The sequence below is a fragment of the Streptomyces sp. AN091965 genome (genome assembly GCF_022698285.1).
GTDB lineage: Bacteria > Actinomycetota > Actinomycetes > Streptomycetales > Streptomycetaceae > Streptomyces.
On record NZ_JALDMY010000001.1, the window covers coordinates 4,714,401 to 4,740,596 of the forward strand.

General features: G+C 72.2%; 30 protein-coding genes. 9 read left to right on the forward strand and 21 right to left on the reverse strand.

Features of this window, described 5'->3' with window-relative positions:
- Window positions 1-306 precede the first annotated feature (306 nt).
- Window positions 307-912, reverse strand: coding sequence for a TetR/AcrR family transcriptional regulator (locus MQV74_RS19805; protein ID WP_242719541.1), 606 nt, complete (start codon window positions 910-912; stop codon window positions 307-309).
- A gap of 186 nt (window positions 913-1,098) precedes the next feature.
- On the opposite strand from MQV74_RS19805, the gene MQV74_RS19810 reads away from it, so the two are divergent.
- Entirely contained in the window at window positions 1,099-1,755 is a 657-nt protein-coding gene (locus MQV74_RS19810) for a peroxiredoxin-like family protein (protein WP_242719543.1), read from the forward strand.
- 135 nt (window positions 1,756-1,890) lie between these two features.
- Window positions 1,891-2,982 (forward strand): pyridoxal-phosphate dependent enzyme, encoded by a 1,092-nt coding sequence (locus tag MQV74_RS19815; RefSeq protein WP_242719545.1) that lies wholly within the window; start codon window positions 1,891-1,893, stop codon window positions 2,980-2,982.
- A 6-nt stretch (window positions 2,983-2,988) separates the two neighbouring features.
- Here MQV74_RS19815 and MQV74_RS19820 read toward each other — a convergent pair whose 3' ends face one another.
- Window positions 2,989-3,771, reverse strand: coding sequence for a toxin-antitoxin system toxin subunit (locus tag MQV74_RS19820; RefSeq protein ID WP_242719547.1), 783 nt, complete (start codon window positions 3,769-3,771; stop codon window positions 2,989-2,991).
- A 109-nt stretch (window positions 3,772-3,880) separates the two neighbouring features.
- Window positions 3,881-5,917 (reverse strand): HelD family protein, encoded by a 2,037-nt coding sequence (locus MQV74_RS19825; RefSeq protein ID WP_242719549.1) that lies wholly within the window; start codon window positions 5,915-5,917, stop codon window positions 3,881-3,883.
- A gap of 73 nt (window positions 5,918-5,990) precedes the next feature.
- Here MQV74_RS19825 and MQV74_RS19830 point away from each other — a divergent pair, with 73 nt between their 5' ends.
- On the forward strand, window positions 5,991-6,653 hold the full coding sequence (locus MQV74_RS19830; protein WP_242719551.1) for a TetR/AcrR family transcriptional regulator: 663 nt from the start codon (window positions 5,991-5,993) through the stop codon (window positions 6,651-6,653).
- Window positions 6,654-6,686: 33 nt separating this feature from the next.
- Here the strand turns inward: MQV74_RS19830 and MQV74_RS19835 are convergent, their stop codons facing one another.
- From MQV74_RS19835 to MQV74_RS19845, 3 genes are all read right to left on the reverse strand, one after another.
- A complete protein-coding gene (locus tag MQV74_RS19835) occupies window positions 6,687-7,820 on the reverse strand; it encodes a phosphotransferase (protein WP_242719553.1) in 1,134 nt (377 codons plus the stop codon).
- Window positions 7,821-8,091: 271 nt separating this feature from the next.
- Window positions 8,092-8,820, reverse strand: coding sequence for an HAD family hydrolase (locus MQV74_RS19840; RefSeq protein WP_242719554.1), 729 nt, complete (start codon window positions 8,818-8,820; stop codon window positions 8,092-8,094).
- A complete protein-coding gene (locus MQV74_RS19845; protein ID WP_242728894.1) occupies window positions 8,821-9,726 on the reverse strand; it encodes a winged helix-turn-helix domain-containing protein in 906 nt (301 codons plus the stop codon).
- A 125-nt stretch (window positions 9,727-9,851) separates the two neighbouring features.
- Here MQV74_RS19845 and MQV74_RS19850 point away from each other — a divergent pair, with 125 nt between their 5' ends.
- Window positions 9,852-10,040, forward strand: a complete 189-nt coding sequence (locus MQV74_RS19850) for a hypothetical protein (RefSeq protein WP_138960462.1) — start codon at window positions 9,852-9,854, stop codon at window positions 10,038-10,040.
- Window positions 10,041-10,046: 6 nt separating this feature from the next.
- Here the strand turns inward: MQV74_RS19850 and MQV74_RS19855 are convergent, their stop codons facing one another.
- Together MQV74_RS19855 and MQV74_RS19860 are read right to left on the reverse strand one after the other, a co-directional pair.
- A complete protein-coding gene (locus tag MQV74_RS19855; RefSeq protein ID WP_242728901.1) occupies window positions 10,047-10,910 on the reverse strand; it encodes a winged helix-turn-helix domain-containing protein in 864 nt (287 codons plus the stop codon).
- A 412-nt stretch (window positions 10,911-11,322) separates the two neighbouring features.
- Window positions 11,323-12,495, reverse strand: a complete 1,173-nt coding sequence (locus MQV74_RS19860; RefSeq protein ID WP_242719556.1) for a helix-turn-helix domain-containing protein — start codon at window positions 12,493-12,495, stop codon at window positions 11,323-11,325.
- 111 nt (window positions 12,496-12,606) lie between these two features.
- Here MQV74_RS19860 and MQV74_RS19865 point away from each other — a divergent pair, with 111 nt between their 5' ends.
- Window positions 12,607-12,873, forward strand: a complete 267-nt coding sequence (locus MQV74_RS19865) for a hypothetical protein (protein ID WP_242719558.1) — start codon at window positions 12,607-12,609, stop codon at window positions 12,871-12,873.
- 532 nt (window positions 12,874-13,405) lie between these two features.
- Here MQV74_RS19865 and MQV74_RS19870 read toward each other — a convergent pair.
- Window positions 13,406-14,374: an asparaginase gene (locus tag MQV74_RS19870; RefSeq protein WP_242719560.1), complete on the reverse strand. Its 969-nt coding sequence runs from the start codon at window positions 14,372-14,374 to the stop codon at window positions 13,406-13,408.
- Window positions 14,375-14,494: 120 nt separating this feature from the next.
- Window positions 14,495-15,157 carry an RsiG family protein gene (locus MQV74_RS19875; protein WP_278194184.1) on the reverse strand — a complete coding sequence of 221 codons (663 nt, stop codon included), beginning with the start codon at window positions 15,155-15,157 and terminating at the stop codon, window positions 14,495-14,497.
- A gap of 157 nt (window positions 15,158-15,314) precedes the next feature.
- On the opposite strand from MQV74_RS19875, the gene dtd reads away from it, so the two are divergent.
- Window positions 15,315-15,740, forward strand: coding sequence for a D-aminoacyl-tRNA deacylase (gene dtd / locus MQV74_RS19880; RefSeq protein ID WP_242719562.1), 426 nt, complete (start codon window positions 15,315-15,317; stop codon window positions 15,738-15,740).
- Window positions 15,741-15,798: 58 nt separating this feature from the next.
- Here dtd and ygfZ read toward each other — a convergent pair whose 3' ends face one another.
- The 3 genes from ygfZ to MQV74_RS19895 are packed head-to-tail and all read right to left on the reverse strand — an operon-like array spanning window position 15,799 to window position 17,910.
- Window positions 15,799-16,764, reverse strand: a complete 966-nt coding sequence (gene ygfZ / locus MQV74_RS19885) for a CAF17-like 4Fe-4S cluster assembly/insertion protein YgfZ (protein ID WP_242719564.1) — start codon at window positions 16,762-16,764, stop codon at window positions 15,799-15,801.
- A 34-nt stretch (window positions 16,765-16,798) separates the two neighbouring features.
- Complete coding sequence (locus MQV74_RS19890) at window positions 16,799-17,320, reverse strand: Fur family transcriptional regulator (RefSeq protein ID WP_242719565.1); 522 nt, start codon at window positions 17,318-17,320, stop codon at window positions 16,799-16,801.
- 17 nt (window positions 17,321-17,337) lie between these two features.
- A complete protein-coding gene (locus tag MQV74_RS19895) occupies window positions 17,338-17,910 on the reverse strand; it encodes an FABP family protein (protein ID WP_030686685.1) in 573 nt (190 codons plus the stop codon).
- Between the two features lie 245 nt (window positions 17,911-18,155).
- Between MQV74_RS19895 and MQV74_RS19900 the strand changes: the two genes are divergently transcribed.
- Complete coding sequence (locus MQV74_RS19900) at window positions 18,156-18,413, forward strand: DUF3099 domain-containing protein (RefSeq protein ID WP_242719567.1); 258 nt, start codon at window positions 18,156-18,158, stop codon at window positions 18,411-18,413.
- A 179-nt stretch (window positions 18,414-18,592) separates the two neighbouring features.
- Here MQV74_RS19900 and MQV74_RS19905 read toward each other — a convergent pair whose 3' ends face one another.
- The 7 genes from MQV74_RS19905 to MQV74_RS19930 all read right to left on the reverse strand — a co-directional run bounded on the left by MQV74_RS19905 (window position 18,593) and on the right by MQV74_RS19930 (window position 23,522).
- Window positions 18,593-18,880, reverse strand: coding sequence for a DUF1416 domain-containing protein (locus MQV74_RS19905; protein WP_242719569.1), 288 nt, complete (start codon window positions 18,878-18,880; stop codon window positions 18,593-18,595).
- A gap of 37 nt (window positions 18,881-18,917) precedes the next feature.
- Window positions 18,918-19,763: a sulfurtransferase gene (locus MQV74_RS19910; RefSeq protein WP_242719571.1), complete on the reverse strand. Its 846-nt coding sequence runs from the start codon at window positions 19,761-19,763 to the stop codon at window positions 18,918-18,920.
- Between the two features lie 141 nt (window positions 19,764-19,904).
- On the reverse strand, window positions 19,905-19,985 hold the full coding sequence (locus MQV74_RS41390; protein ID WP_361843195.1) for a putative leader peptide: 81 nt from the start codon (window positions 19,983-19,985) through the stop codon (window positions 19,905-19,907).
- Between the two features lie 233 nt (window positions 19,986-20,218).
- Window positions 20,219-20,971, reverse strand: coding sequence for an LmeA family phospholipid-binding protein (locus MQV74_RS19915; protein ID WP_242719573.1), 753 nt, complete (start codon window positions 20,969-20,971; stop codon window positions 20,219-20,221).
- Window positions 20,972-21,118: 147 nt separating this feature from the next.
- A complete protein-coding gene (locus tag MQV74_RS19920) occupies window positions 21,119-22,399 on the reverse strand; it encodes a hypothetical protein (RefSeq protein ID WP_242719575.1) in 1,281 nt (426 codons plus the stop codon).
- Window positions 22,400-22,401: 2 nt separating this feature from the next.
- A complete protein-coding gene (locus MQV74_RS19925) occupies window positions 22,402-22,656 on the reverse strand; it encodes a MoaD/ThiS family protein (RefSeq protein WP_138960471.1) in 255 nt (84 codons plus the stop codon).
- A 20-nt stretch (window positions 22,657-22,676) separates the two neighbouring features.
- Window positions 22,677-23,522, reverse strand: a complete 846-nt coding sequence (locus MQV74_RS19930; protein WP_242719577.1) for an alpha/beta hydrolase family protein — start codon at window positions 23,520-23,522, stop codon at window positions 22,677-22,679.
- A gap of 284 nt (window positions 23,523-23,806) precedes the next feature.
- On the opposite strand from MQV74_RS19930, the gene MQV74_RS19935 reads away from it, so the two are divergent.
- Complete coding sequence (locus MQV74_RS19935; protein ID WP_242719579.1) at window positions 23,807-24,610, forward strand: response regulator transcription factor; 804 nt, start codon at window positions 23,807-23,809, stop codon at window positions 24,608-24,610.
- A 23-nt stretch (window positions 24,611-24,633) separates the two neighbouring features.
- Entirely contained in the window at window positions 24,634-25,659 is a 1,026-nt protein-coding gene (locus tag MQV74_RS19940) for a LacI family DNA-binding transcriptional regulator (RefSeq protein ID WP_242719581.1), read from the forward strand.
- Window positions 25,660-25,722: 63 nt separating this feature from the next.
- On the opposite strand, the gene MQV74_RS19945 is transcribed toward MQV74_RS19940, so the two are convergent.
- Window positions 25,723-25,977, reverse strand: a complete 255-nt coding sequence (locus MQV74_RS19945; RefSeq protein WP_242719583.1) for a hypothetical protein — start codon at window positions 25,975-25,977, stop codon at window positions 25,723-25,725.
- Window positions 25,978-26,196: the final 219 nt, after the last annotated feature.

The following is a 26,196-nucleotide window of genomic DNA, read 5'->3' on the forward strand; positions in this document are numbered from 1 at the left end:
GGTGGGCGCCCTGAACTTCATGACGCCAGCATGGCATCACCATGGCGCCAACGCAAGCCCGCTTGGCGCAAGGGTGGCGCCACGGGGCGTGAAGCGGGGCGCACAGCGCGTTGACCCATCACACCGGATGCCGTCTGACCTGGCGTTATTCATGTACGCGCGTACGCCGGAGCCGCGTGCGCCACGCGCGCCATCCAGGAACGGAACGCCGCCCTCAGAGGCATTACGAGAGGGGCAATAGGGGCGCTTGGCACCGCCGGTGCGCCACAGAGATGCCGGTCACGGCACCTGAGGTGCCGCAGGCCGTCAGCCGGCCGGGGCCGCCGGGGCCCGCAGCCCCGCCAGCGCCGCCGTCACCGTGCGCCGCAGCGCCTCCGTGCCCGCACCGGCGCGCGAGCGCAGGTTCACGCCGTACGCGAGCAGGACCAGCGTCTCGGCGGTGGCATCGAGGTCGGCCCCCGGCGCGAGCTGCCCCTCGGCGCGGGCCGATGCCAGGGCGGCCGCCATCGCGTCCCGCAGCCGCCGGTGGTGCTCGTCCAGGACGGCGCGGACGTCGGGGTCCTCGGCCTCGCCGCCCGCGTAGGCGTTGACGAGCATGCAGCCCCAGCCCGCGTACTCGCCGCGGCAGCGCTGCTCGATCAGGCCCTCGAAGGCCTCCTGGATCGCGGGCAGGCCGCGCCCGTCGCCCGCGAGGCGCTCGCACGCCGGGTACGCGCGCTCGCGCACGTAACGGCGCAGGGCGGCCAGGTAGAGCTGGCGCTTGCCGCCGAAGGTGGCGTACAGGCTGGAGCGGTTGAGCCCCGTCTCGGCGGTGACGGTCTGGATGGAGACGGTGGCGGCGCCGAGCCGCCAGAAGAGGCGCTCGACGCGCTCCAGAGCCGCGTCGGGGTCGAAGTGCTTGATGTCGGGCACCGCGCCCCCTCCCCGGTCGATTCCTGAACTGGCCGTTCCAAGTTAGCCCTTGACGCCCGCACGGGGCCACCACCATCCTGAAACGGTCGTTCCAAGATAAGCGCGGCGGCCACCCGCCCGCGCCGCCGGGACGGCGAGCACGCGGCATCGACGACCACGCGGCACCCACGAGAAGGACGGCCCCGCATGAGCCTGCGCGACGAACTCCGCTTCCTCCACGACAACCGCCACCTCAAACTGTCCGCCGACACCATGGCGACCATGGACCGCAACGCCGAGGCGCTCGCCGTATCCGGCATCACGGACCGGGCCGTCGGCGTCGGGGCACGGGCCCCGCTCTTCACCCTCAAGTCGGCGACGGGCGCGGAGGTTTCGCTGGCCGGGCTGCTCGCCGAGGGGCCGGTCGTGCTCACCTTCTACCGGGGCGCCTGGTGCCCGTTCTGCAATCTGGCGCTGCGCGCGCTCCAGGAGCACCACGACGCGGTCACCGCCCGCGGCGCCCGGCTCGTCGCCGTCTCGCCGCAGGTCCCCGACGAGTCGCTGTCCCTGACGGAGAAGGAGGGCCTCGCCTTCGACGTGCTCAGCGACCTCGGCTCGGACGTCGCCAAGAGCTACGGCATCGCCTTCGACCTGGGCGAGGAGCTGGGCGCGCTCTACGACGGCCTCGGCTTCGAGCTCCAGCGCGTCAACGGCGGGCACGGCCGCACCCTGCCCCTGCCCGCGACGTACGTCATCGACTCCGCGGGCGTCGTCCGCTGGGCGTTCGTGGCGACCGACTACGCGCTGCGCGCCGAGCCCGCCGACGTGCTCGCGGCGCTCGACGCCCTCGGCGCCGACGCCTGAGCCGCCGCGCGCAGCGCCTGCCGGGCGGCAGGTCCGGCACGGCGAGCCGCAGCGGGTCCCGGCACAGCTCCTGACGCACATAGGTCGGAAAGATCCGCTGGACCGAAAGATCGACCGGACCGCAAGGTGGGGCACATGACCGAGACCTCCGCTTCCGCCCGTACGACGCCGTGGTTCGCGCGCCCCGCCGCCCGCGCCTGGACCTGCGCGCCCGCCCCGGCCGGCGTCCGGGACTTCCACGCGTCCCTGCCCGGGTACGCGCCCACACCCCTGACGGAACTCCCCTCGCTGGCAGCCGAGTTGGGAGTGGGGCGGGTCTTCGTCAAGGACGAGTCGGCGCGGCTCGGGCTGCCCGCGTTCAAGGTGCTCGGCACGTCGTGGGCCGTGCACCGGCTGCTCGCGGACCGTCCGGCCGGGGAGCGCGTGGAGTTCGTGACGGCGACCGACGGCAACCACGGCCGCGCGGTGGCCCGCGAGGCACGGCGGCTCGGCCACGGCGCCCACGTCTTCGTGTCGCAGGGAGTGCACCCCGGGGCGGCCGCCGCGATCGAGGGCGAGGGGGCGCGGGTCACGCGGGTCGCCGGGGACTACGACCGGGCGGTCCGCGAGGCCGCCGCGGCGGCGCGCGCCGCCGCGCACGCGGTACTCGTCCAGGACACCGCCTGGCCTGGCTACGCGGAGGTGCCCGCGCTGATCGTCGAGGGGTACGCCACGCTGTTCGCGGAGGTCGACGAGCAGCTCGCGGCGGCCGGGGCCGGGGCGCCCGGCCTGGTCGTGGTGCCCGTCGGCGTGGGCTCCCTGGCGCAGGCCGCCGTCACGCACTACCGCGGCCGCCCCGCCCCCGGGACCGCCCCCGCGCTGCTCGCCGTCGAGCCGACCGCGGCGGCACCCGCCCTCGCGAGCCTCACGCGCGGCGAGCCCGTCACCGTGCCCACCCGCACGACGGCCATGGCGGGCCTGAACTGCGGCACGCTCTCCAGCCTCGCCTGGCCGTACCTGCGCGACGGCCTCGACGCGGCCACCGCCGTACCGGACACCGCAGCCGCGACGGCCCTCCACGACCTGACCGCCCTCGGCGTCCCCTCGGGCCCGTGCGGCGCCGCGCCCCTCGCGGGCGCCCGAGCAGCACTGACGGGGGCCGACCGCCGAGCCGCCCTCGCGGTGACACCGACCACGACGGTGGTGCTCCTCAGCACAGAGGGCAGGGAAGCCAACCCGCACGGTTGATGGTTCTCACCCCTCCAGCAGCCGCCCCGCCAGCCGCTCCACCCGCGCGTGCCACGCCGCCCGCGCACCTCCCGGATCCACGGCTCCCGCGTGCGTCAGCACGAGCCGCGCCCCGTAGCCCGTCCCGTCGAGCAGCCGCACACGCACCTCGCCGCCCCCGGCCACCTCGTACGCCACCAGTTCCGGCACCCGCACCTCCGTGACCTCCCCGGCCAGGACGCCGTCGGCGACGAGGCCCTCCGGTGCCTCGGAGCCCTTGAGGACCTCGTCGCCGTCGGTGAGCGCGGCCCAGACGACGTCGGCGGGCCGCACCAGCTGGCGTTCGAAGCGGACGGTGCCGTCGGTGGTGATCTCGCCGCCGCCGAGGTCGAACTGTTCCAGGTACGCCTCATGCAGCTCGCCCGTGTCGTGGGCGCGGGCCGGTTCCGCGGTGCCGTCCAGGAGTTCGCCGAGCGCGCTGACGCACAGGTGCCACCCGGCGCCGAAGCTCGGGGCGCCGAACCGGTCGGCGAAGGTGTGCACGAGCGTGAGCAGCGAGCCTCCGGTCTCCGGGTCCGGCGCGACCTCCCAGCGCAGGTGGTCGTCGCCCCAGGTGAACGCGTACAGGCGGGGCGCCTCGACGTCGGTCGGCTCACCCGCGCCCGCCTCGGACGGGAACCAGTGCTTCAGGAGCTCGGGCCGGGTGAGGGCGGCCCAGACCCGCTCGGGCGGGTGGCCGATGCGCCGCTCCATGCGCAGCGCGTGCCGCCCGCCGGGGGCCGTGGTCAGGGTGTCGGCGCGGGGGTTCATGAGGGTACGTCCTCCATCGCGAGGCCGAAGGCGGGCAGGACGACTTCTTGTCCCGCAGTAAATAGAACCATCTATCCAGTGCCAAATTAGGAAGGGACACCCCGGCCTCCTAGGCCGCCCGCCACGGCAACTCCCTGCTGTGCACCACCTCAAGACTCGACACCGCCCGGGTCAGGACCACGTACAGCCGGTGCCGTCCGCGCTCCTCCGCCTCCGCGATCGCGGCCGGTTCGACCGCCACCACGTGGTCGTACTCCAGGCCCTTGGCCACCGACGCGGGGACGACCGTGACGCGCGCGCCCAGCTCGTCCGGGCCCGCCGCCCCGATGCCCGCGCCGGCGAGCGCGGCGCGCAGCGCGTCCGTGGCGGCGTCGGCCGCGATGACGCCGATGGAGCCCTCGCGGGCGAGGGCTCCGCGGACCGCCGTGACGGCGCCGCTCAGCACGTCCGGCACCCGCCGGACCGCGAGGTCGCCGTCGCGGCGCAGGGAGCGCGCGGGCGGCACGTCGACGTCGAGCCCGGCGAGCAGGTCGTTGGCGAGCGTGACGATGGCCCGCGGGACGCGGAAGCCGGTGGTGAGCGGGGTGACCTGGGTGTCCGGCTTGCCGAGGTGGGCGAGGAGCTCGGGCCAGGCGCGGGCGGCCCACGGCGTGGTGCCCTGCGCGAGGTCGCCGAGGACGGTGACGGAGCCGAAGCCGACGCGGCGCGCGATGGCACGGCACTCCATCGGCGAGAGGTCCTGCGCCTCGTCGACCACGATGTGACCGTAGCCCTCGGGCCGTTCCACGAGGCCCGCGAGCTCGTCGAGGAGGACGAGGTCGGCAGCCGACCACCGCGCCGACCTGGACGAACGGGGCGGCCTGGCCCACACGATCGCCCGCTGCTCCGCGGGCGAGAGGAGGCCGTCACAGGCCCGGGCCAACGCCCCCGCGTCCCCGAGGAGTTCGCAGAGGACCTCTTCGGGGCGGGCCTTCGGCCAGGCCGCGTCGACGAAGGCGGAGACGGGCCGCGCCCGGGAGACCTTCTGCACCCAGGTGTTGTTCATCGGGCCCGCGCGGCGCTCGGCCTGGTCCTGGATGTGGCGGACGGCGCGGCTGCGGACGCGCTCGCGGCCGGTGTCGTAGGGCGGTTCCTCCGCGCGGACGTCCGCGACGATCCGCTCCAGGTCGGCGGCGGGGATCCGCCAGCGGTACGAGCCGTCCGGCAGGGCGAGGTCGGCGGCGACGGGCGTCACGCGCGCGTAGAGGGCGCGGCGCAGCACCTCCGCCATCCGGGCGTCGTGCTTGACGGCCGCGGCCCGCTCGTCGTCGTACGCCGTGACGGGCTGCCGGGCGATCTCGTCCTGGACGGTGGACTGGCGCACCCCGGTCTCGCCGAGGGAGGGCAGGACCTCGGCGATGTACCGCAGGAAGGTGCGGTTGGGGCCGAGGATCAGCAGGCCGGAGCGGCGGACGCGCTGCGGGTGGGTGTAGAGGAGGTAGGCCGCGCGGTGCAGGCCGACGGCGGTCTTGCCGGTACCGGGGGCACCCTGAACGCACACGGAGGCGGTGAGGGCGGCCCGGACGAGGTCGTCCTGCTCGGGCTGGATGGTGGCGGCGATGTCGCGCATCGGGCCGACGCGGGGCCGCTCGATCTCCCCGGCGACGATGCGGCTCGGCGCGGCCGCCTTGCCGGACGTCAGGTGTTCGTCCTCCAGGCCGGTGAGGTCGGCGGATTCCCCTTTGCTGCCGGGTGCCCAGCCGAAGCGGCGGCGGACGGCCACGCCCTGCGGATCGCGGGTGCCCGCCTGGTAGAAGGCGCGCGACACGGGCGCCCGCCAGTCGACGACCAGTGGGGGCGCGGCCGGGTCCTCGGTGATGCGCAGCCGTCCGATGTGATAGCGCTGGCCGCGGTGGTCGCCCGCGTCCGCCGCCTCGGGGTCGAAGTCGAGCCGCCCGAAGTACAGGGGGCCTTGCGGGAGTTCGCTCATCTCCTTGGCCCTGCTGCGCAGCTGGTAGCCGAGCACTTCGGCGTCGGCGCCGGACGCGGAGGCGTTCTCGCCGCTGATCACCTGTTCCTGGGCCCCGTCCACCATCGCGGCGAGGGCGGCGCGGCAGGTGTCGTGGTAGCCGCGCTCCCGTGCGAGCTCTTCGTCGAGTGGTGTCATGCCGACGAGCGTAGCAAAATACGTTACTCAGTTACATTTTTTACTGAGGCTCACTTTGGGCTACGCTGGCACCATGACCGGTACGACGGACACGCCCCCGCACACCGACCCGGCCCCCGTCGGCCTGCGGCAGCTCAAGAAGCGGCGCACGCAGCAGACGATCTCCGACACGGCGGTCGCGCTCTTCCTGGAGCGCGGCTTCGACAAGGTGTCGGTCGCGGAGGTGGCGGCCGCGGCGGAGGTCTCCAAACCCACGCTGTTCCGATACTTCCCGGCCAAGGAGGACCTGGTCCTGCACCGGTTCGCCGACCACGAGGACGAGGCGGCCCGCGTGGTCGCGGCCCGCGGCGACCGCTCCCCGCTGACGGCGCTGCGCGACCACTTCCACGCCGGGCTCGACCGCCACGACCCGGTCACCGGTCTCAGCGACCACCCCGACGTGCTCGCCTTCCACCGGCTGCTCTACGGCACCCCGGCCCTGACGGGTCGCCTGTACGCCTACCAGGACCGGGCCGAACGCGCCCTCGCCCACGCCCTCGCCGCCCCAGCCGCCGAAGCCGCCCTCGAAGCCCGCCTGGCGGCGGCGCAGATCCTGGCCGTGCAGCGGGTGCTCGCGCTGGAGAACTGGCGCAGGATCGCGGCGGGGGAGCAGGCGGCCACCCTCCTGGCGCAGGCACGCACGGCCTCCGAGCAGGCCTTCGCCCACCTCGCCGCGGGGCTGCCGCGCTACGCCTGAGCGCTGGCCTGGCAGACGCCGGGGCCTCCGGATCTACCGCGGCCCGCGCTCCTCCTCGGGCCAGGACCAGCGTGCGAGGGCGTCCATCGTGTCGGCGTACGACGGGACGGACTTGAGGTCCAGGGCGTGCCGGGCGGCGCCGAGCGCGGAGTGCACCCGCCCGGCCGCCCGCTCCAGGGAGCCCTCCGCCCGCTCCTGCCCCTCCAGCATCAGGGCGGCCCGGATGACGTCGGTGAAGACGGACTGGGCCCGCTTGAAGTCGAGCAGCCGCGGCAGGTCCCGCCACCACCCGGACCGGCTCCCGGCCCTGGCCGCCGACACCGCCTCGCACCAGCGCCGGACGACGTGCCGCTCCTGGTGCGGCGCGTACCGCATGAGGTGCAGATGCGTGGCCAGGTCGTACAGGGGGTCGCCGACCATCGCGAGTTCCCAGTCGATCGTCCAGAGCTGGCCGCAGCGGTCGAGGACGAAGTTCTCCCGGTGCAGGTCGCCGTGGAGCAGACAGAAAGGGCGGCGCGTCAGCCCCGACACCCGCTCGCGCAGCACGGCGAAGGAGTCCCTGCCGATCCCGAACTCCTTGAAGAGCGGGCCGAACCGGTCCTCGTTCTTCAGGTAGACGTACTCCTCGGCGAAGAAGACGAGGCGCTCGACGAAGCCGTTGGTGTCACCGTCCCGCGGCCGGTCCACGGCGGCGCAGCGCCGCTCGGCCGCCACGTCGTCCGGCCCCACACCCGCCAGCTCGCCGAACAGGCCGGCGATCTGGTCGATCACCCCGGCCGGAATGTCGGCACCGCACCCCGCGCCGGGTCCTGGTTCGTACTCCGCGCCGGACTCGGCCCCCGAGCGCGCGCAGGAGCCCAGCGTGCGCCCCTCGATGAACCGCTGGAGCCGGAACTCGTCCTTCTGGATGACCTCCGGAACGCGCGTGACGCGCCCGGCGAGCGCGACGAGCAGCTCCTCCTCCGACCGGAAGCAGCGGCGGTCGAACCAGAGCAGCCCCGGGCGCGGCTCCCGGCACTTCCAGCGCCAGGTCACCCCGGACTCGTCCGGCAGCGGGAAGACGTACGTCTCGTGGTGATAGCCCCTGAGCGGCCCTTCGAGCGCGGCCGTGCCGCCGCTCGCGCGGGCGGCGCGGGCCCGGGCCGCGGAGGTCGACTCAGAGGGCATGGCACGGTTCTCCCAGCCTGGGAAACCGGTTCTGCCCGACGGGAAAACCGGTCCGTTGGAGACGAATGAGAGGAGCGGAGCAAAAGTACCCCCTGAGTCTCGGCCTCCGGCGCCTCAACTCCACAGAGTTGAAACGTTTTAGCGCTGCGCCGGGGTGAACGGCCGCGCGTCAGGTCAACAGGACGGGAATACCGGGGCAAAAGGGGCGAACAAATCTACGGGGGGCCGGGTGTGCGAGACACCAACTGCCCCACCCGCACCGCGCAGTTGGTCACCCGGCCGCCCCGATCGACCGCACCACCGAGAGCACCGGCTCCAGCGAGGTCACGATCCGGTCGGCACCGGCCCCGCGCAGGAGCCCCTCCTTGCGGGCGTCGCGCGCGTACCCCAGGAAGTGCACCCCCGCGGCCCTGGCGGCGAGGAAGTCCGACGGGGTGTCGCCGATCATGAGCGTGCCCGCCGGGTCGGCGCCCATCGCGCTCAGGGCCCGCCGGACGCAGTGCGGGTCCGGTTTGAGCAGCCGCAGGTCCTGGGTGCGGCCGTATATGTGCGGCGCGAAGCAGTCGAGCAGACCGCGTCCGCCGAGGTAACGGATCGCAGCCCGGGGCGAGTTGTTCGTGGTGATGGCGAGCCGGACGCCGACGGCCGACCAGGTGCGGATCAGCGCGTCGGCGTACGGCGTCGGCCAGGCCGAGCCGACCGCCGTCAGCTCCTCGTGCGTGAGCCGCTCCTCCAGCTCGACGACGAGGTCGCTGCCGGGCCTGCGGCGGTCGACGGCGCGCAGCACGACCTGCGGATCGGGGTCGTCGCGCACCCCGTTGGTGAGCAGGCCGTGCAGCCCTCGCCCCTCCAGCCAGCGGACCTGCTCGCGGGCCACCCCGACCGCCGAGTGCCGGGCGAACAGGCGGCAGATGGGGCCGTCGAAGTCGAAGAGCACGTAACGGGCGAGCCCGATCAGCTTCCGCAGGCCCTCGGTCGGATCAGTCGCTTCAGAAGTCACCTAAGAGAGTGTTAGGTCCGACGTGATCGTTTCCCAGAGTGCGTCGAACCACTTCTGAGATTCCCCCACGAAGCCGGAGTCGCGCGGGTTGGCGCCGTCGGTGAAGGAGAACAGCGGCGTCTTGAGGCCGCCCGCGTCCCACATCTCCACCGTCTCGCCGCCGTCCACGTCCAGCTCCACCCGCTCGCGCTCCAGCGTGTAGTACGCGAGGAGCGCCTCGTGCCCGTTGAGTACGTAGAGCTTCACCGGCGAGGTGAACGGCAGGGCCCGGAAGGCGACGCGGACGTCGATGCCGTGCGGCTCGTTGCGCAGCGTGAGCAGGTTGTGGCGCAGGACCTGCCCCTGCGCGTTGCGCTGGGCCAGCCAGCGCTGGTGCAGCCGCTCGCGGCTCTCGCGCTCCGCCTGCACCGGCACCGGGAAGGCCAGCTCGATGTCGCTGCTCGGCAGCAGGATGCGCACGTCGATGGACTGAGGGCGCAACAGGCCTGCGTGGATCTGCCGGATCGGCTCGGTGAGGGCGTTCATCAGGGTCTCCGCCGTGAACGAGACGGCGTCCACGCGCACGTGCGGCTGTCTGAACGCCTCCACCAGGCGCGGGGCGAGCCCGACCATGGACGGCTGCGGCTCCGGCGTCGCGGAGACGGCCGGCTCGGCCGGGGCCGCGACCCGGGGTGGGCTGCCCTTGGTGACGTGGTTGATCAGACCATCGCGGTGCAGGCCGTGCAGGGCCTGGCGTACGGTGCCGCGTTCCACGCCGAACTCCTCGGCGAGCCGGGCCTGGGTGGGCAGGCGGTCGCCGGGTTTGAGGGTGCCGGCGCGGATGCGGTCACGCAGGGCGTCGGCGATGTCCTGGGGCGAGGGCTTGCTCCTGCCGGTCACGGCACCGTTCTCCTTGGTCACGACCAGACGATACAACTACCCACCATCTTTGGGGAGTTGGGTGCAAAGTTGTTTATGAGCACCTGCCAAGTGGGGACAACTTCAATGAGTTGGTTGCCAACTCTTTCGAGATGGCAGAAGGGGGAACCACCATGCCCGCCATAGCTCTCCTCGCAGCCGTGTTCGCCGTCGTCGTCGAGCAGCTCGTGCAGTGGAAGTACGGAACCCTCGGCATCGTCGGGCTGCTCCTGCTGACCGTGGGCGTCAAGGCGAGGAACACCACGTGCAGCTCCCTGGGCGCGCTGGTGCTCGCCCTGCTGGTGACCGGGCCCGCTCTGTAGGCGGGGCTAGGGACCTGGGTTCAGCCTCAGGTCCCTGCTGATCGTGTTCCACAGGGCGTTGAACCACAGGTGGGACTGTTCCACGAAGGTGGTGTCCCGCAGCCCGTCCCCCTGCAGGAAGGGGAAGAGCATCGACTGCGTGCCCTGCGCGTCCCACATCTCCAGGTACTCCTGGCCGATCTCCTCACCGCGCTTGGTGAGGGTGTAGTACGCGAACAGCGCCTCGGAGCCGTTGAGCAGATAGAGCTTCACCGGAGGGGTGAACGGCAGCGCCCGGAACTCCACTCGTACGTCGATGCCGTGCGTGCCGCGCAGGGTGAGCAGGTTGTGGCGCAGGACCTGCCCCTGCGCGTTGCGCTGGTCGAGCCAGCGGCGGTGCACGGGGCCGTCCGAGTCCCCGCCCCCCACCGGGGCCGGGAAGGCGAGGTCGATGTCGCGGCTCGGCAGCAGGACGCGGACGTCGACCTTGGCCGGTTTCAGCCGTCCGGCGTGGATCTGCCGGAGCGGTTCGCCGATCGCCATCGTCAGCGAGATGGAGGTCAGACACAGCGCGTCGATCTCCACGTGCGGCGCCTGGAACGCGGCGGCTATGCGCGGCGCGAGCCCGACCATCGTGGGCTGCGGGCGCACCGCGTCACGGCTCGGCGCGGCCGGGGCCGCGACCGTGGCGGGGCTGCCCTTGGACACATTGGCCAGCAGTTGTTCGCCCTGCAGGATGCGCAGGGCCTGGCGCACCGCGCCGCGCTCCACGCCGAACTCGGACGCGAGCTCCGCCTGGGTGGGCATGCGCTGCCCCGGCCGCAGCAGGCCCGACCTGATGCGGGACCGCAGCTCGTCCGCCACGTCGCGGTGCGAGCGGTGCGGCGGCATGCCCGGCCTTTTCCGATCGTTGACGGAGGCTTGGTCCGTGCTCACAACCAAACCGTACAACTTCCCGCCATCTTTGGGGAGTTGTACGGTAGGTGGTTATAAGACGCGCCAGGGCGGAGATAAGTCCAGTGGAGTTGGTGGCCAACTCGGGCGAACATGGTCGGAACCGTGGAAGGGTTGGCTGCCAGCTCCGCTCCCAGGTCGGGCTGACCGGGCTCTCATCCGGAGGGGAGCCGGGAGTTCGGTCAGCCGTTGAGCGGGGCGGGGGTGCCCCTGGCCGCGGGGGCGGCGGCACATGGGGCCCGCCGCCCCCACGGCGCCCCGGCCCCCGCCGGGCCCGACCCCTCACAGAGCCCGGCCCCGCACCCGGCGTTCCAGCCAGCGGGGGCGCCCGGTCGAGCACCCCCAGTCGTTACAGGGGAATCCCCGAAATCTTCGAGAGTTTGAGCAGCTGCGGGTTGCTTCGCTTGTGCAGGGATGACACGACTCGAAAGACTTCCCGGCCCATGGGGTGGATACGTGCCATCTGAGGAGCCACCTCCCACGCTCGCGTAAGGCTTGCGAGCGCCGAGTCCCTGTCGCCTGTGTCGAGCTGCGCTCGCGCGATGTTGATGTACGTAGGAGCGATGCGGGTGGGCGGCAGGCCGGACAACGCACGATCGAGGTTGTCCGTGAGGCCGAGTGCGTCACGTGGGGTCCCGAGATCCACTCGCGTGGCAAGCTCATGCGTAAAGGTGTTCTGTGGGCCGATGGTGAGCCCGTGCACACGCATTTCTCGGTTCATCCATTGACAGACGTCCTGTGCCGACTGAATGTGCCGCTCGGCTTCCCTCTTGGCCTCCCTCTTATCCCGAAGCCTTCCCGCCAAGGTCATTCCACGCAGGTTGAGGATGCCGACAGCGATATCCCGCTCATCGCCCGACAACGTGGACTGCGCTTCTCCGATGGCACGGTCCACAAGGGTCAGACCCCGCTCAATGTCGCCGAAGTTCAGATAGGCTCCGGCCCGGTCCCTGGAAGCCACAGCCATACCCAGCGGGTTGGGCTTCTGCTCTACGGCCCACCACTGGCGAGCCACAGCAAGCTCGGCCATATCCATCCACCTGTGGCGCGCGGCCAGCCAGTAGACGCTGCTGTACACGTCTGCCAACGCCATCCACGCCGTCGACGTGTTCTCGGCGTGCGCATATGCCGTGGCATCCCGGAGAAGAGAAGGAAGAATCGCTTTGAGGGCAGCTACATCGACCTTCGACCGGTACTTTTCGGCTTCCGCCAGGGCCGTCCGCACTGCCCCCTCCGGCACGCTGCGATGGTCTGGCAGATCGTAGTCGCGAATGGCTGCGCGGAGCGCCGTGAGGCGTGGCCCCTCGCGCTTGTCCATCGGGGTCTTTCCAAGAACCTGATCCATGGTCAGCCCCATGGGTCCCCCGAGGGCAGCGGCTACGGCTGGTGTGAGCGTTCGATCCCCTACCTCGATTTTGGAGAGCTGGGATTCGGAGATGTTCGCCAGCCGGGCGAGTTGCCGTTGCGTCAATCCGTGCTCCTTGCGGAGCGCTGCCAGGTTCGCGCCAGGCGCAAGATCCATGATCATTCTTCCTCGCAATTCGGCCCTGCCGCCATGCTCCCAGCCTGCCGAAGTACCCGCACGAGTGTTGTGCAAACGGTGTGCAAGTTCGCCACGCCCCATCGGCGTTGAATGGATGTCAACGTCATCGACCGCGCGGGGGTGATCATGGAAGAGGTGAGCTTCGTGTCAACCATGGCGGAGGACGCGAGAGACAAGATCGGAACGATCGCAACAGAACTGGGAATCGCCCTCCCCGGACTTCGCATCGACAAGATCCAGGGCACGCACGTGGTCGTACTGGGATCGTGCGGAGCACACAGCGCGATGCTTCTGGCCAACGCCCTCGCAGCGGCGAAGGAAAGCGACCTACAGGGAGCGGAGCACCCGACGCCATGACCACCACGACCGTGCTACGGGACTGCCCCCAATGCCGAAAGCCCGTCAACTACGGCCCTCGTGATCAGCGGTGCGCATGCGGCTCGATCCTTGCCTACCCGGAGACCGGGCACCCGCGGGACGGCTGACCTGGGGCTGACGCGTGCCGCAGCCGGGCGGGGGCGGGTGGGTGGGACCGCCCCGGCGTTGGACGCCACGCGGGGAGGGGCGCCCCCGCCCCCCGCTGTGGGCAATCGTCCCGCAGGGCGGGACGGGTGGGCACAGCGCCGAGGTGCCGCGCAACCGTTGAACCAGGCCCCGCCCCGGGCAAGGTGCCGCGCAACCGTTGAACCAGGCCCCGCCCCCGGCAAGGTGCCGCGCAGCCGTCACACCAGGCCCCTGCCTGGGCAAGGCACCGCCCAGGCAGGCCCCGCCCGGCCATGGCGCCGCCCACGCAAGCCCCGGCACGGGCAGGCCAGGACCCCGGCCAGGGCCAGGCACCGGCAGTGCCAGCGCCGGCAGGCCGGGGCAGGGCAAGGCCGGGCCGAGGCTCCTAGAAGGCCGCCCTGATCTCGCCCACGGGCACGCCGCCGCCATGCAGCGGCGCCTCCGCCAAGCGGGCCAGGACGGGCGCGTCGACCCCCACCCGCGCAAGCACGCGGGCAAGAACCGGCCCCAACACCCTCGTACCGCCGTCGTCGATCTTGAAGGCCAGCGCCCGCCCGTCCGCGAGGGCCACGGCCTGGACCGCCTCGGCCCCCATCTTGGACAGCGTCCCGGGCACCTCCCGCATGAGCCACGTGTCCGGCCGCCGCGTCCCGGCCACGTACTCCGGGTGCGCCCGCATCGCGTCGGCCACGCGCCGCTCGGCCGTACCGGGCGCGGCCAGGACGAAGTGCCGGTAGGCGCGGGCGAGCCCGGTCAGGGAGATCGCCATCAGCGGCGCCCCGCACCCGTCCGTGCCGACGGCCGCGACCCGCTCCCCCGCCGCCTCCTCGATCACGTCGTGCGTGAGGCGCTGGAGCGGATGCGCGGGGTCCAGATAGGTCTCCCTGTCCCAGCCGTTCAGGTCGCACACCGCGAGCATCGCCGTGTGCTTGCCGGAACAGTTCATGGTGACCCGGTCCCGCACGGCCCCCGCCGCCAGGTACGTCTCGGCCTCGACGGGGTCGAGCGGCAGGTCGGGCGGGCACTGCAGCGCGGCGGCGGTCAGCCCGTGCTCGGCGAGCATCTTCCGCACCAGGTCCCGATGGAACGTTTCGCCGGAGTGGCTGGCGGCCGCGAGGGCGAGCCGCTCCCCCGCCAGGTCGAGCCCGGCCCGCAGCACCGCCGCGGCCTGCATCGGCTTGTTCGTGGAGCGCGGGAACACGGGCGCCGCGACGTCCCCGAGCGCCAGCTCGACCTCGCCGTCCGCCCCGAGCAGCACGAGGCTGCCCCGATGGCGGCCCTCGACGAAGCCGGAACGTACGACTTCGGCGAGGACCGGAGGTATGACGGGGGTGGCGGCGGACGTCGGCGTCATCTTCGGCTCCGTGGTGCGGGTGGTGCGACGGACCGGCCGCGCCCGGCCGCACCCGGGGCCGCGGACACGGCCGGGATCAGGGGGATCGCCGGTCGCTCCGGGCCGCCGGGGCCGAGGGGGTCATGCGAGCAGGTCGTCTACTTGTGCTTCGCCTTCACGGTACCTGCGCGCGATCTCCGCACTGCAATCGTCCGTGGTCCGCTGCATCTCCTGGCGCCGCCGGGACACCTGCTGCTCGTACCGCACGAGCCGGCCCATGGCGGTGTACAGCTCGTCGTCCGTGCGGGCGGCGAGGTCGGAGAGCGCGACCTCGGCGAGCATGTCGGCGGCGAGCCGCCGGTACTCCTCGCTGTGCGGGGTCCCGAGCGTCACGTGCCGGGCCGAGGCGCGGCGGCGGGCCGGGCCGTCCGTGAGGATCTCCGGGAGCCGGTCCACGACGAGGGCCGCCGTCCCGTCGCCGCCGGGAACGCCCGGGACACCGTCCTGGGTCGCTCCCGCTCGCGTCCGCGCGCGGCGCGCGGTCTCGGCGCGCAGGATGTCGATGCGCCCCTGGAGCAGCCGTCGTACGTAGCTCAGATCGGCCTCGTCCTGCTGTGCGGCCCGGCGCAGCTCGCGCAGCTCCGGCAGGCGCAGTGCGGCCAGGTCGTGGGCGGGCGCCTCGGGCAGGACGGGGCTGTCGGTGCGCTGCACGGGCGGGCGCGGCACGGGTGCGCCGCCGAAGCCCCCGCCCGTGGCGCTGGCCTGCCTCGCCCTGGGTGCGCTGGGCGTACTGGGTGTGCTCATGTGGCTCTACCGTCCCCTCAGCCGGCGCGGTACACCGCGTGTGAGCATGGTGCCACCCCGCGTGGCCACTCTGTGACCGAGTGCCCCCAATCGGCCCCGGATGGGGGGTTCCGGACCGGCGCACGGACGGCGCGCACGGGCAGGGCATGATGGCGGCATGCGTGCGGTGGTGCAGAGGGTGGACGGCGCGAGCGTCGTCGTGGACGGCGAGACGGTCGGCGAGATCACGGGCGAGGGCCTGTGCGTGCTCGTCGGGGTCACGCACGACGACACCAAGGAGAAGGCCGCGCAGCTGGCCCGCAAGCTGTGGTCCGTACGGATGCTGCACGACGAGAAGTCCTGCTCGGACGTCGACGCGCCGCTCCTGGTGATCAGCCAGTTCACCCTGTACGGCGACGCGCGCAAGGGCCGCAGGCCCACGTGGAACGCGGCCGCGCCCGGAGACGTGGCCGAGCCCTTGGTCGACGAGGTCGTCGCCCGGCTCCGCGCGCTGGGCGCGACCGTCGCGACGGGCCGCTTCGGTGCCTCCATGCGCGTGGGCCTGACGAACGACGGACCGTTCACGGTACTGCTGGAGATGTGACGCCCCGGTGCGGGCAAGTAGCTCCCTGCGAGCCCGCAGCGGGGAAGGAACCCGAAGGCTACGGCTCGACCACGGTTTCCTGGGCCGCGGCGGTGGTGCCCGCCATCAGCTCCGCGTCCACGGGCACGTTCCGCTTCACCAGGGCCAGGGCGATCGGGCCCAGCTCGTGGTGGCGTACGGACGTGGTGATGAACCCGAGCTTGCGGCCGTCGGGCCCGTCGGCGGCGAGGTGGAGGGGCGTGCCGTGCGCCGGCAGGTGCACCTCGCTGCCGTCCAGGTGCAGGAAGACGAGGCGGCGCGGCGGCTTGCCCAGGTTCTGCACGCGGGCGACGGTCTCCTGGCCGCGGTAGCAGCCCTTCTGGAGGTGCACGGCGGTGCCGATCCAGCCCAGCTCGTGCGGGATGGTGCGGTGGTCGGTCTCGAAGGCGAGCCGGGGCAGGTGGTGCTCGACGCGCAGCGCCTCGTGGGCGAGGAGCCCGGCGGCGGGGCCGTGCGCCTCGGCGAAGGCGGGCAGGTCGGCGCGCGGCAGGAAGGCGTCGCGGCCGTGCGCGGTCTCGCGTACGGCGACGCCGTCGGGCAGGGCGGCGATCGACCCGGCGGGCAGGTGCACGACGGCGAAGTCCTCGGTGCGGTCGGCGACTTCGACGCGGTAGAAGAACTTCATGCTCTCCAGGTACGCGATGAGCGCGTCCTGGGTGCCGGGCTCGACGTGCGCCCACATCGTCTCGCCGTCGTCGACGAGGTAGAGGGCGTGCTCGATGTGCCCGTTGGCGGAGAGGATCAGCGCCTCGGTGGCCCGGCCCGCCGGGAGGTCGCTGACGTGCTGGGTGAGCAGCAGGTGCAGCCAGCTCAGCCGGTCGGTGCCGGTCACGGTGACCACGCCGCGGTGCGAGAGGTCGACGAATCCGGTGCCGTCGGCGAGGGCGCGCTGCTCACGGAACAGGTCGCCGTAGTGGGCGGCGACGCCTTCGTCCACGCCCTCGGCGGGGACGGCGCCGGGCAGGGACAGCAGGGGGCTCTTCATGTTCACAAAGACTACGACTCGCAAAGCCCCGTGTTTATTTCTCCCCCGGGCCCTCGCCACCGGTCCTCGCCGTGATGGCGCCCGTGGCCGCGACGGCGTCCTCGGGGGCTTCGGCGGGGCCGTCCGCCGCGCACGTACCGCACCGGCCGAAGATCGCGAAGTGCTTCAGGTCCGTGTCGAAGCCGAACGTCGCGCGCAGCTTCTCGGTGAAGTCCGCGGCGACGTCCAGGTCGGCCTCGATGACCGTCGTGCAGTCCCGGCACACCAGGTGGATGTGGTCGTGGCGGTCCGCGAGGTGGTAGGTGGGCGCGCCGTGCCCGAGGTGGGCATGGGAGACCAGCCCGAGCTCCTCCAGGAGCTCCAGGGTGCGGTAGACGGTGGAGATGTTGATCCCCGACGCCGTCCTGCGGACCTCGCAGAGGATGTCGTCGGGGGTCGCGTGCTCAAGGGCGTCGACGGCTTCCAGGACGAGCTGGCGCTGCGGCGTCAGGCGGTATCCGCGCTGCCGCAGGTCACTCTTCCAGTCCGTCGTCGCGTCCGGGTCCGTGGTCACCACACCCCCGAGTGTAGGGACTACTTGAAGAAGGCGATGCCGTCGTCGGGCAGGTCGCCCAGGTTGCGGGCCATCTCGGCGACCTCTTCGGGGGAGACGACCTTCTTGAGCTGGGCCGACATGTAGGGGCGCAGCGGCACCTCGGGGGTCTGCTTCTCGCCGACCCACATCAGGTCGCTCTTCACATAGCCGTACAGGCGCTTGCCGCCGCTGTACGGGCCGGAGGCCGCGGTGCGGGCGACGGCGTCGGTGGCCAGGTCGATCTGCGGCTTCTGGTCGGCGAGCTCGCCGTACCAGACCTCGACGACGCCGTCCTGGCGGACCATGACGACCTCGACCTTGCGGTCCTTGTCGACGCGCCAGAAGCCGGACTCGGACTCCAGCGGCTCGGTCTTCTTGCCCTCGGCGTCGAGCACCCACGTGTGCGAGTGGTACTCGAGGAAGTCCCGCCCGTCGTGCGTGAAGGTGACCTCCTGGCCGAAGTTCGCCTTGGCGGAGCCGGGGAAGTCGGTGACGCCCGCGCCTTCCCAGGTGCCGAGGAGCCAGACGAGGGGGACGAGGTCGGGGTGCAGGTCGGACGGAATCTGGATCATGGGTTGCTCAGGAGTCTCTCGTGGGGGTCCCGGTGGGGGGTCAGCGCTGGCCCTGGTACAGCTTCTTCACTGCCAGACCGGTGAAGGCGAGAACGCCGACGCAGACCAGGACAAGGAGTGCGGAGAAGAAGGCCTCAAGCACGGGGTGCTCCTCGGTGAGCTGTGGTGAGCGGTAACAGAGCCAGGCTCCACTGTAGTGGGGACGCGCGGCCGCTTCTCGGCGAGGTCCGCCGTACGCTGGACGTATGTACGCGCGACGGCGTCAGGTGTACTTCGCCATGATGGGCACGTGCCTCGCCCTGTTCGTCCTGGCCTGGGGCGTCGTGCGGCTCTGGTCGGTCCCGGTCGCGGTCGGGATGTGCGTGGTGGCGATGGTGATCCCCCCGCTCGCGGCCATGGTGGCGAACCGCCGGGGCCCGGACGACCGCTGGTGGGACGACCCGTCCGGGGACCCCAAGTCGGACGAGTGGTGGAACGAGCTCGACGGCAGGCGCAGACCCTGAAACGTCGGCCCTGGCGGGTGCACACGACGCGGACGGGCCGGCAGCCGCCACGAACGGCACGTTCCAGCCCGTCCGGCGCTTGAGGACGAGGCGCGGAGCGCCGATGAACCCCGCACAGGCCAAGGGCCGCACCCCCGTGGCGTCCAACCCCAGGATGCGGCCCCCGGCCAGGAGAGGGCTCAGACGGCGATGGCCACCTCGGCGAGCCCGCCCTTCTGCGCGACCACGGTGCGGTCGGCACTGCCGCCCGGCACGAGGGCCCGCACGGTCCACGTGCCCTCGGCCGCGTAGAAGCGGAACTGACCGGTCGCCGAGGTCGGCACCTCGGCGGTGAACTCGCCGGTCGAGTCGAGCAGCCGGACGTAGCCGGTCACCGGCTCGCCGTCGCGGGTCACCTGGCCCTGGATGGTGGTCTCACCGGCCTTCGCCGTCGAGGCGTCGGGCCCGCCGGCCTTGGCTCCACACATGACGTACTCCTAGGAATGAGGGGGAAGGGGCGGCGGACTACTTGTTGGCGCCGAGCTCGATCGGCACGCCGACGAGGGAGCCGTACTCGGTCCAGGAGCCGTCGTAGTTCTTGACGTTCTCGACGCCGAGCAGCTCGTGCAGCACGAACCAGGTCAGGGCCGAGCGCTCACCGATGCGGCAGTAGGCGATGGTGTCCGTGGCGAGGTCGACCTGCTCGTCGGCGTAGAGGGCGCGCAGCTCGTCGTCGGACTTGAAGGTGCCGTCGTCGTTGGCGTTCTTCGACCACGGGATGTTGCGGGCGCTGGGCACGTGGCCGGGGCGCTGCGACTGCTCCTGGGGCAGGTGGGCCGGGGCGAGCAGCTTGCCGGAGAACTCGTCGGGCGAGCGCACGTCGACCAGGTTCTGCGAGCCGATCGCGGCGACGACGTCGTCGCGGAAGGCGCGGATCGAGGAGTCCTGGGCCTTGGCCTTGTACGACGTCTCGGCGCGCTGCGGCACCTGGGAGCCGTCGACCAGGTCGCGGGAGTCCAGCTCCCACTTCTTGCGGCCGCCGTCGAGGAGGCGCACGTCCTGGTGGCCGTAGAGCTTGAAGTACCAGAAGGCGTAGGACGCGAACCAGTTGTTGTTGCCGCCGTAGAGCACGACGGTGGAGTCGTTCGCGATGCCCTTGGCGGAGAGGAGCTTCTCGAAGCCCTCCTGGTCGATGAAGTCGCGGCGGACCGGGTCCTGGAGGTCCTTGGTCCAGTCGATGCGGATCGCGTTCTTGATGTGGTTCTTGTCGTACGCCGAGGTGTCCTCGTCCACCTCGACGAGGACGACCTTCGGGTCGTCGATGTGGGCCTCGACCCAGTCGGCGTCTACCAGGACGTCGCTGCGGCTCATGCGTTTCTCCTCCGGAGCAGGTGCGGCGAAGCTGAACGGTGAGGTGCGGGTACGCGAATGCGGGGAGGCACGGGCGCACCGCACGTGATGGCCCTGACGGCGGTCAACGGGCCGGGGGGATACGGGAGTCGGGCATCCCGCTCAGAGAGCGCGACAGAGCATGGCGGCGACGCGGCACAGGTCCACTGCCCGCCGCTTCGTGAGATCCGCCTGTCGGTGCATGGGTCCGATCGTAGGGACGCCGACACGGCCGTGTCACCGCAATGTCGGATGGTGAGACGATTTCGTCCAGCATGTGATCGGAGTGCCGCTTTCCGGCCGTCGCCGGGGGCCCGCCGACCCGCTCCCACGGGAGGGGCGTGCGCCCGCCATCTGAAGGGCGGACACCTTCGTCTCGTACTACGGACAGCACAGGGGCCAAAACCGGCGCGCCGGACGAATCCGCGGGACGCGGTTCAGGACACCAGGTTCACGTTCTCGCCCTTGACGGCCACGTCCACCCCGTCCGGCGCGGCCTGCACCGTGTCGAGCTGGATGCCGCCCGGCAGGTCCGAGACCTTCTCCTGGAAGTCGGTGACGTCGCGGACCAGGCCCTCGGGCAGCGGCACGCTGACGCCGAGCACGTTCAGCTTGTCCGGGATCTTGTCGGCGTGCACGCGGATGGTGTCGCCCTCGACGCTGACCGTGCTGAGCACGTCCACCGGCTCGGGCAGCTTCGTGCCGCCCTTGCTGACCTCGACCGAGACCTTGATCTTGCCGTCGCCGCCGTCGGAGAGGCCGACGACCTCGCCCTTCGCGCCCAGCGGCAGCTCGACCGACTCGGCCTTGGCGGCCTTGAGGAGCTCGTCGTAGTCGATCCGGGCGACCCCCGCGGCCCGGTCGGCGGTGGCGGAGCTGTAGTCACTGGAGAAGTCGACGCCGTGCATGGTGGCACTGAGGTCGGCGACGCGGATGGTGTCGCCGTCGGACTTGGCGTCGTAGTCCTTCATCGTGACCTCGACGTCGTCGAGCTTGCCGCCGATGACCTGCGTCAGGAACGGGAAGCCCTTGATCGACACGTCCGGCGTGCTGCTGAGCCCCTCCTGGGTCTTGATCTTGTCGGCCGCCTCGCTCTCCGCGTACGAGACCGCGAAGCGGTCGGCCGCGACGAAGAGGCCGCCGAGGACCACGACGACGATCAGGAGTATGCGTATCGCGCGCTTGCTCATGCCTGGATTCCCGTTCCCCCGCCTCAGAGTCAGTTGCCGCGAGCCTAAAGGACGGGTCCCCGGCCGGAGCGGCAGGGCGGGGACCTGTCGAACAGCTGTGACGATCGCCTCGCACGTGTACGAGACGGACGCGCGAGGGGCCGCGGGTCAGCCGATGGCACGCCCCAGGAGGTACACCGCGGGCGCCGCGGCGGCCAGCGGCAGCGCGACCCCGGCGGTGAAGTGGACGAACCGCGACGGGTAGTCGTAGCTGGCAACCCGGTGCCCCACGAGCGCGCAGACACCGGCGGCGAGGCCGAGCAGCGCGCCCTTCGAACCGAAGTCGGTGGGCCCGCCGACCGCGATGCCCGCACCGGCCGCCGCGAGCAGCGCCACGACCACGGACGCCGGGGTCGGCAGCGGCAGCGCGCGGGCGAGCACGGCCGCCGCGACCGCGATGCCGCCGACGGTCGCCGCCTCGTGCACGGCGGCCAGGTGCCCGGCCGCGATGATCGTGAGCGCGCTGGAGGCGACGGTCGCCATCAGGCCGTACATCCGCTCGTCGGCACCGGCGTGGCTGCGCAGCTGGAGCACCAGGACGAGCAGCACCCAGACGCCGAGGGTGCCGAGGATCGCCGCCGGGGCGTTGCCCTCGCCGGTGGCGAGCAGCGCGGCGTCGGCGACGAGCCCGCCGAGGAACGCCAGCGCGATGCCCTGCCGGGCGGGCCACATGCCGTTGAGCCGGAACCATCCGGCGGCGGTCACGGCCTGGAGGATCACCAGCGGTACGAGCAGCGCGTACTGCCCCATCGCGGCGCCCCCGGCAAGGAGCAGGCCGAGCACCGCCGTGAGCGCGGCGGGCTGCATCCCCGGCTCGATGATCGGCGACCGCCCCTCGGCCCGCGCCCGCTGAGCATCGGTGATCCGGGCGTTCCCGGTCACGGTGGCGGGCCCGTAGGAGGGCCCGGGTTCAGAGGTCTCCTCCGCGGGCGGCTCGTATCCGCCCCCACCCCCTGTGGGCGGCTGGTCCGCCCAAGGGGCGAGGGGGGTCTCCCCTGCTCGAGCGGAGCCGAGAGCTTGGGGGTGGGCGGGCACAGCCGAGGCACCCTGGTCCGTGTACTGGGCCTGGGCATAGGCGGCCTCGGGAGCCGGGGCCCACTGGTCGGCCGCCTGCGACGGCAGGTACGCGGTCTCGCTCATGTCGACCGAGGGCGCCGCGGGCTGGATCTGCGTCTCCCAGGTCTGCCCCTGCCACTGCTGGGTGTGGTCCTGATAGTCCTGCTGCCCCGCGTACGGGTCCTGGTACCCCCACTGCTGCTGGTACTGGGCATCGCCGTGCGGCGGCTGCGGCTGCGCCACCTGCTGCTGATACGGGTCATAGGGGTCGTACCCCTGCTGCCCCGGCTGCGCCTGGTACGGGTCGTACCCCTGGTGCGGCTGGTCGCTCAACGTCATCCTCCTGCGAACGGCGGGAGCACCTCGACCGTGCCGCCCTCGGCCAGACGTACCGTCTCATGGGCACGCGTACCCACGGGGTCGCCGTCGATGAGGAACGAGCAGCGGAGCAGGACGCGCTCCAGTTCCCCGGGGTGTCGCGCGCGGGCCGCGCTCAGCGCGTCGGCCAGCGTGGCCTCCGCGTACGGCTCCTCGGCAAGGCCCGCGGCCGCCTTCGCCGCGGCCCAGTACCGGATCGTTCCGGCTGCCATGGTGCCCCTCCTGCCATTCGTCACTCGGCGGTTGCCGACGTCCATGATGCCGTGGCCCAGTCGGCGATCCGCCCCAGGAGCGCGTCGTCCGCCGCGTGCTCCGCGTGGCCCATGCCCGCTTCCAGCCACAGCTCGGCCGCGCCGGACGCGGCGGCGGCCAGCATCCGCGGATGGTCGACGGGGAAGTACGGGTCCCGGTCGCCGTGGACGATCAGGAGCGGGGTCGGCGCGAGCAGCGGCACGGCCTCCGTCGGCGACAGGGGCACCGGGTCCCACTCGCGCGGATGGATGCGGGTGCGCAGCCCGAGGCGGCCCACGGCCCGGCCCGCGGGCCGGGTGACCAGCCAGTGCAGCCGCCGCATGGGCGCCGTGCCCCGGTAGAACCAGCGGGCCGGAGCACTGACCGCGACGACGGCGTCAACCCGCGCTTCCGTGCGCCCCCCGTGCAACGCCGCGTGGCGCAGGACCACGGAGCCGCCCATGGAGAAACCGACGGTCACCACGCGCGTGTGCCCGAGCGAGCGCGCCCAGGCGACGGCCGCCGCCACGTCGAGCACCTCGCGGTCGCCGACCGTGGATCGTCCCGCGGAGGCCCCGTGCCCCCGGAAGGAGAACGTGATCACGGCCGCACGCTGCGCGAACGCCCGCGCCGCCCGCCGCACGTGCGGCCGCTGCCGGTCCCCCGTGAAGCCGTGCGCGATCACGATCGCGGGCCCGCCGACCGGGCCGGGCCCCGGGTCGTACGCGGCGTCGAGCCGTACCCCGTCCGCCGTACGGAGCGTGGTACGCAGCGTTGCGCTCCGCTGAACGCGAGTGATCGGGGGCACAGAAGATCGCGCCGTCTGACCTGCCGGACCGGAACTCATGTGGGCTATTCTGCTGCGCAGAGGATCCGGGCAACGCAGCCCCCGGGTCCTTTCGTGCTTTCCGGGCCGGTCGCACGGGCCGCGCGGAACGCCGTCGGTAAACGTAGCCTCAAGACCGGCGAGCACGGACGCCTCCCCGGGCGCGGGAGGTGTAGCAACGTACGAAGCAGTGCCCCCACGTCCTCGCACGGGACCCGAGGAGGAACCGACGTAATGGGCGAGCGAAACGTGCACGGCGGCCGGACGGCCGGGCAGGCGGCCCCCCAGGCGGAGGGGGCGGCGCGATGAGCTCTCTGCTGCTCCTGACCAACGCCCTCCAGCCGTCGACGGAGGTGCTCCCCGCCCTCGGACTGCTCCTGCACAACGTGCGGGTGGCCCCCGCCGAGGGCCCGGCCCTCGTGGACACCCCCGGCGCCGACGTCATCCTCGTCGACGGGCGCCGCGACCTGCCGCAGGTCCGCAGCCTCTGCCAGCTCCTGCGCTCCACCGGACCCGGCTGTCCGCTGCTCCTCGTCGTGACGGAGGGCGGCCTCGCCGCCGTCACCGCGGACTGGGGCATCGACGACGTCCTCCTGGACACCGCGGGCCCCGCCGAGGTCGAGGCGCGCCTGCGCCTGGCCATGGGCCGCAAGGAGATCACCGCCGACGACTCCCCCATGGAGATCCGCAACGGCGACCTGTCCGTGGACGAGGCGACGTACAGCGCGAAGCTGAAGGGCCGGGTCCTCGACCTGACCTTCAAGGAGTTCGAGCTGATCAAGTACCTCGCACAGCACCCGGGCCGGGTCTTCACCCGCGCCCAGTTGCTCCAGGAGGTCTGGGGCTACGACTACTTCGGCGGCACCCGCACGGTCGACGTGCACGTACGACGGCTGCGGGCGAAGCTCGGCGTCGAGCACGAGTCGCTCATCGGCACCGTGCGCAACGTGGGCTACCGCTTCGTCGTCCCGGAGAAGCCGGAGCGGGCGGAGAAGGCCGAGAAGACCGACAGCAACCGGACGCCCCCTTCGTCCGCTTCGTCACGGCGGCCGTCCGCGTCCGCGCCCCGGACGCCCGAGGAAGCGGCCGCACGCCCTGCTCAGGGCTGACTCCATCCGCGTAGACTGCGCGCGTGGCCAAGGTGACGCGGGACGATGTGGCGCGACTGGCGGGTACTTCGACCGCGGTCGTGAGCTACGTCATCAACAACGGACCCCGGCCGGTCGCCCCGGCCACGCGCGAGCGTGTCCTCGCCGCGATCAAGGAGCTGGGCTACCGCCCGGACCGGGTCGCCCAGGCCATGGCGTCCCGCCGCACGGACCTCATAGGCATGATCGTGCCGGACGCGCGGCAGCCGTTCTTCGCGGAGATGACGCACGCGGTGGAACAGGCGGCGTCCGAGCGCGGAAAGATGGTCCTGGTCGGCAACTCCGACTACGTGGAAGAGCGCGAGACCCACTATCTGCGGGCCTTCCTCGGCATGCGGGTCTCCGGTCTCATCCTGGTCAGCCACGGCCTGACGGACCAGGCGGCGGCCGAGATCGACGCGTGGGACGCGCGCGTGGTCCTGCTGCACGAGCGGCCGGAGGCCATCGACGACGTGGCCGTGGTCACGGATGACGTGGGCGGTGCCCAGCTCGCCACCCGGCACCTGCTTGAGCACGGACACGAGTACGTGGCGTGTGTCGGCGGCACTGCGGCGACGCCCACCGTCGGCGACCCGGTCTCCGACCACGTGGAGGGCTGGCGACGGGCGATGCGCGAGGCGGGCCGGCCGACCGAGGGCCGCCTCTTCGAAGCGCCGTACAACCGCTACGACGCGTACCAGCTGGCGCTCGGCTTCCTGAGCGGTCCCGACCGGCCCACCGCGATCTTCTGCTCCACCGACGACCAGGCCATCGGCGTCCTGCGGGCCGCGCGCGAGCTGCGCATCGACGTACCGGGTGAGCTGGCCGTCGCCGGATTCGACGACGTGAAGGAGGCGGGGCTCACCGATCCGCCTCTCACGACGGTCGCCTCCGACCGTCCCGCGATGGCCCGCGCGGCCGTCGACCTGGTCCTCGACGACGGGCTGCGGGTCGCAGGATCGCGGCGGGAGCGGCTGAAGGTCTTCCCGTCGCGCCTGGTGGTGCGCCGCTCCTGCGGCTGCGACGGCTGACCGGAGCCCGGCCGCGGCCACGGGTGAGTGGCCGCTCAGGGGAGCGGGCGCCGGGATCGCGGGTCAGACCAGCCAGAGCTGGCGGACCGACTTGCCGTCACGGGACTTGAGCAGGACCTCATTGCCGCCTGCCGACTCTCGCTCCACGAGATCCAGGAGAGCCACGGCTCGCCGGACGGTCTCGGTGATCGAGATGCCCTTCTGTTCCTTGTACCAGCGGAGCTTGGCTGCCGTCTCCGCGTTGATGTTCACGCTGAGGCGGGTGATTTGAGTGTCTGCCGCCGTGGTGGGCGTCTCGGTCGTGTTGTCAGCAGGCATGCCAGTTCCCCTCAGAACCTCAGTAAGCAAAGATGTCGCGGGAGCTCCGGACACACGGCGGCCGGGCAGCTCTGTCCAGGAAATCGCCTGAACGCTCCCCGAGCGATCGCAAGCATCCGGGGCCGACCCCGGCGCTGCGGATATGGGCACTGCCCCTCACGGGTCCGCGCCGACGCACTCCGTGCGCCAGAAACCCAGATCAGCGCGTGCCGACACCGG

Coding starts and splice junctions, on each gene's coding strand:
- MQV74_RS19870 (WP_242719560.1), bottom strand. CDS start 14,374: ATGACGCCGACGTCCGCCGCCACCCCCGTCATACCTCCGGTCCTCGCC.
- MQV74_RS19810 (WP_242719543.1), top strand. CDS start 1,099: ATGAGCCTGCGCGACGAACTCCGCTTCCTCCACGACAACCGCCACCTC.
- MQV74_RS19895 (WP_030686685.1), bottom strand. CDS start 17,910: ATGATCCAGATTCCGTCCGACCTGCACCCCGACCTCGTCCCCCTCGTC.
- MQV74_RS19915 (WP_242719573.1), bottom strand. CDS start 20,971: ATGAGCAAGCGCGCGATACGCATACTCCTGATCGTCGTCGTGGTCCTC.
- MQV74_RS19825 (WP_242719549.1), bottom strand. CDS start 5,917: ATGACACCACTCGACGAAGAGCTCGCACGGGAGCGCGGCTACCACGAC.
- MQV74_RS19875 (WP_278194184.1), bottom strand. CDS start 15,157: ATGAGCACACCCAGTACGCCCAGCGCACCCAGGGCGAGGCAGGCCAGC.
- MQV74_RS19830 (WP_242719551.1), top strand. CDS start 5,991: ATGACCGGTACGACGGACACGCCCCCGCACACCGACCCGGCCCCCGTC.
- MQV74_RS19865 (WP_242719558.1), top strand. CDS start 12,607: ATGGATGTCAACGTCATCGACCGCGCGGGGGTGATCATGGAAGAGGTG.
- MQV74_RS19945 (WP_242719583.1), bottom strand. CDS start 25,977: ATGCCTGCTGACAACACGACCGAGACGCCCACCACGGCGGCAGACACT.
- MQV74_RS19935 (WP_242719579.1), top strand. CDS start 23,807: ATGAGCTCTCTGCTGCTCCTGACCAACGCCCTCCAGCCGTCGACGGAG.
- MQV74_RS19860 (WP_242719556.1), bottom strand. CDS start 12,495: ATGGATCTTGCGCCTGGCGCGAACCTGGCAGCGCTCCGCAAGGAGCAC.
- MQV74_RS19925 (WP_138960471.1), bottom strand. CDS start 22,656: ATGGCAGCCGGAACGATCCGGTACTGGGCCGCGGCGAAGGCGGCCGCG.
- MQV74_RS19855 (WP_242728901.1), bottom strand. CDS start 10,910: ATGCCGCCGCACCGCTCGCACCGCGACGTGGCGGACGAGCTGCGGTCC.
- MQV74_RS19815 (WP_242719545.1), top strand. CDS start 1,891: ATGACCGAGACCTCCGCTTCCGCCCGTACGACGCCGTGGTTCGCGCGC.
- MQV74_RS19900 (WP_242719567.1), top strand. CDS start 18,156: ATGTACGCGCGACGGCGTCAGGTGTACTTCGCCATGATGGGCACGTGC.
- ygfZ (WP_242719564.1), bottom strand. CDS start 16,764: ATGAAGAGCCCCCTGCTGTCCCTGCCCGGCGCCGTCCCCGCCGAGGGC.
- MQV74_RS19930 (WP_242719577.1), bottom strand. CDS start 23,522: ATGAGTTCCGGTCCGGCAGGTCAGACGGCGCGATCTTCTGTGCCCCCG.
- MQV74_RS19910 (WP_242719571.1), bottom strand. CDS start 19,763: ATGAGCCGCAGCGACGTCCTGGTAGACGCCGACTGGGTCGAGGCCCAC.
- MQV74_RS19835 (WP_242719553.1), bottom strand. CDS start 7,820: ATGCCCTCTGAGTCGACCTCCGCGGCCCGGGCCCGCGCCGCCCGCGCG.
- dtd (WP_242719562.1), top strand. CDS start 15,315: ATGCGTGCGGTGGTGCAGAGGGTGGACGGCGCGAGCGTCGTCGTGGAC.
- MQV74_RS19905 (WP_242719569.1), bottom strand. CDS start 18,880: ATGTGTGGAGCCAAGGCCGGCGGGCCCGACGCCTCGACGGCGAAGGCC.
- MQV74_RS19820 (WP_242719547.1), bottom strand. CDS start 3,771: ATGAACCCCCGCGCCGACACCCTGACCACGGCCCCCGGCGGGCGGCAC.
- MQV74_RS41390 (WP_361843195.1), bottom strand. CDS start 19,985: ATGCACCGACAGGCGGATCTCACGAAGCGGCGGGCAGTGGACCTGTGC.
- MQV74_RS19850 (WP_138960462.1), top strand. CDS start 9,852: ATGCCCGCCATAGCTCTCCTCGCAGCCGTGTTCGCCGTCGTCGTCGAG.